This window comes from Pseudomonas sp. TJI-51, assembly GCF_000190455.2.
GTDB classification, from domain to species: Bacteria; Pseudomonadota; Gammaproteobacteria; order Pseudomonadales; family Pseudomonadaceae; genus Aquipseudomonas; species Aquipseudomonas juntendi.
In genome coordinates this window covers 10,188-11,783 of record NZ_AEWE02000011.1, presented here as the reverse complement: position 1 = coordinate 11,783, position 1,596 = coordinate 10,188, and the positions used below count along the sequence as shown (strand labels likewise).

The 1,596-nt window shown below is 64.2% G+C and carries 3 protein-coding genes; all 3 read right to left on the bottom strand.

From position 1 onward, the window contains the following. A partial coding sequence (locus G1E_RS02600) for a hemolysin III family protein (protein WP_256220422.1) occupies positions 1 to 453 on the bottom strand: 453 nt, incomplete at its 3' end. Between the two features lie 116 nt (positions 454 to 569). Continuing rightward, complete coding sequence (locus G1E_RS02595) at positions 570 to 1,031, bottom strand: chemotaxis protein CheW (protein ID WP_009682823.1); 462 nt, start codon at positions 1,029 to 1,031, stop codon at positions 570 to 572. Further along, positions 1,024 to 1,596, bottom strand: a 573-nt coding sequence (locus G1E_RS29100) for a response regulator (protein ID WP_256220421.1), incomplete at its 5' end; no start/stop codon positions are given. The genes G1E_RS29100 and G1E_RS02595, both read right to left, overlap by 8 nt.

Below are 1,596 nucleotides of genomic sequence, written 5' to 3'. Positions count from 1 at the left end.
GCCCAGTGCTTGCAGCAGGGGGTTGACCGCCACCAGTACGATCCAGCCCATCACCGCGTAGATGATGATCGACAGGATCCGCGCTTCGGAGCGGGGCTTGATTTCCTGCAACATGCCGATCACTGCCAGCCCCCAGACCACGCCGAACAGGCTCCAGCCCCACGGGCCATGCAGGCTGACCAGGCAAAACGGTGTATAGCTGCCGGCAATCAGCAGGTAGATCGACAAGTGATCGAGCTTGCGCATGATCACCTTCGCCCGGCCGCGCGTGCTGTGGTAGAGGGTGGAGATGCTGTACAGCAACAGCAAGGTGCTGCCGTAGATGGAGAAACTGACGATCTTCCACGGGTCACCTTGCATACCCGCAACCACGATCAGCCAGATGGCACCGATGCTGGCCAGGATGGCACCGACCAGGTGCGTCCAGGCATTGAAGCGTTCACCGTAATACATGCAAACACAGACCTCTCTAGGAGCGGCTAGTTTCAAGCGGCAAGCTGCAAGCCGATCACGGTTAAACGAACACCGCCCTCAAGCTCGCAACCTCAAGTTTGAAACTTCAAGCGCTGCTATTGCAATTGCGCGTCACGCACCAGCCTTTCCAGCGCAACCAGGTCCGGCACCCGCGCCACTTGCTCGCCCACCTGCACTGCGGCCAACTCCAGCCGCCCCAGCGCCACGTCCACATAGTTGAGCTGGCTGTCGAGCTTGCAGGAACGCGGAATGTCCTGCAGCAGCAATGCCAGGTAGCGCAGGCCGGTGTCGCCCAAGGCATTGAGCACCACCACCCGCGCCCGCTCCCCGCACGGTGTTTCGCCACCGCAGGCAGCCTCGAAACCGATCAGCGGCAGGCGCTGCTGGCGCCAGTCGATCCAGCCCAGGTGCCAGGGCGGGTTGCCGCGCTGGCACAACAGGTTGCGTTGGCCGCTCAACTCGGCCACCGCCACGTTGGGTAGCACCAGGGTCCGGTCACCCAAGGGCAGCAACAACCCGGTCAGGCTGCTGCGCTGGCCGGCAATCAGTTCAAGCATGGGTCTGGCTCCACTGGGCGATACTTTGCAACAGCAACGACTCCTGGTACGGCTTGCCCAGGTATTCGTTCACGCCAATCGCCATGGCCCGGTCGCGGTGCTTCTGCCCGGTACGCGAGGTGATCATGATGATCGGCAGGTCTTTGAGCCGCTCATCACGGCGGATACGCGTAGCGACTTCGAAGCCGTCCATGCGCGGCATCTCGATGTCCAGCAGCAGCACATCGGGGCGGTGCTCCTGCAGCAACGCCATGGCATCGACACCGTCCTTGGCCGTGAGCACGCTCATGCCGTGGCGTTCCAGCAGGCGGCTGGTGACCTTGCGCACCGTGACCGAGTCGTCCACCACCATCACCAGCAAGGCGCGGCGCGGTACCGGGCCGGGCAACTGGCGCGGGTTGGCGCCCCCGGGCAGGCGCGCCAACCTGCGCTGCTGGCCACGCAGCTGGCCCAGCAGGTCGAGAATCAGCACGACCCGCCCATCGCCCAGCAACGTCGCCCCGGAAAGCCCGGCAACGGCGGCAAATTGCGGCCCCAGGCTTTTCACCACGATCTCGCGGCTGGG

Excerpts from the sequence above, each read along its gene's own strand:
- G1E_RS02595 (WP_009682823.1), bottom strand. The coding sequence starts at position 1,031 with ATGCTTGAACTGATTGCCGGCCAGCGCAGCAGCCTGACCGGGTTGTTG.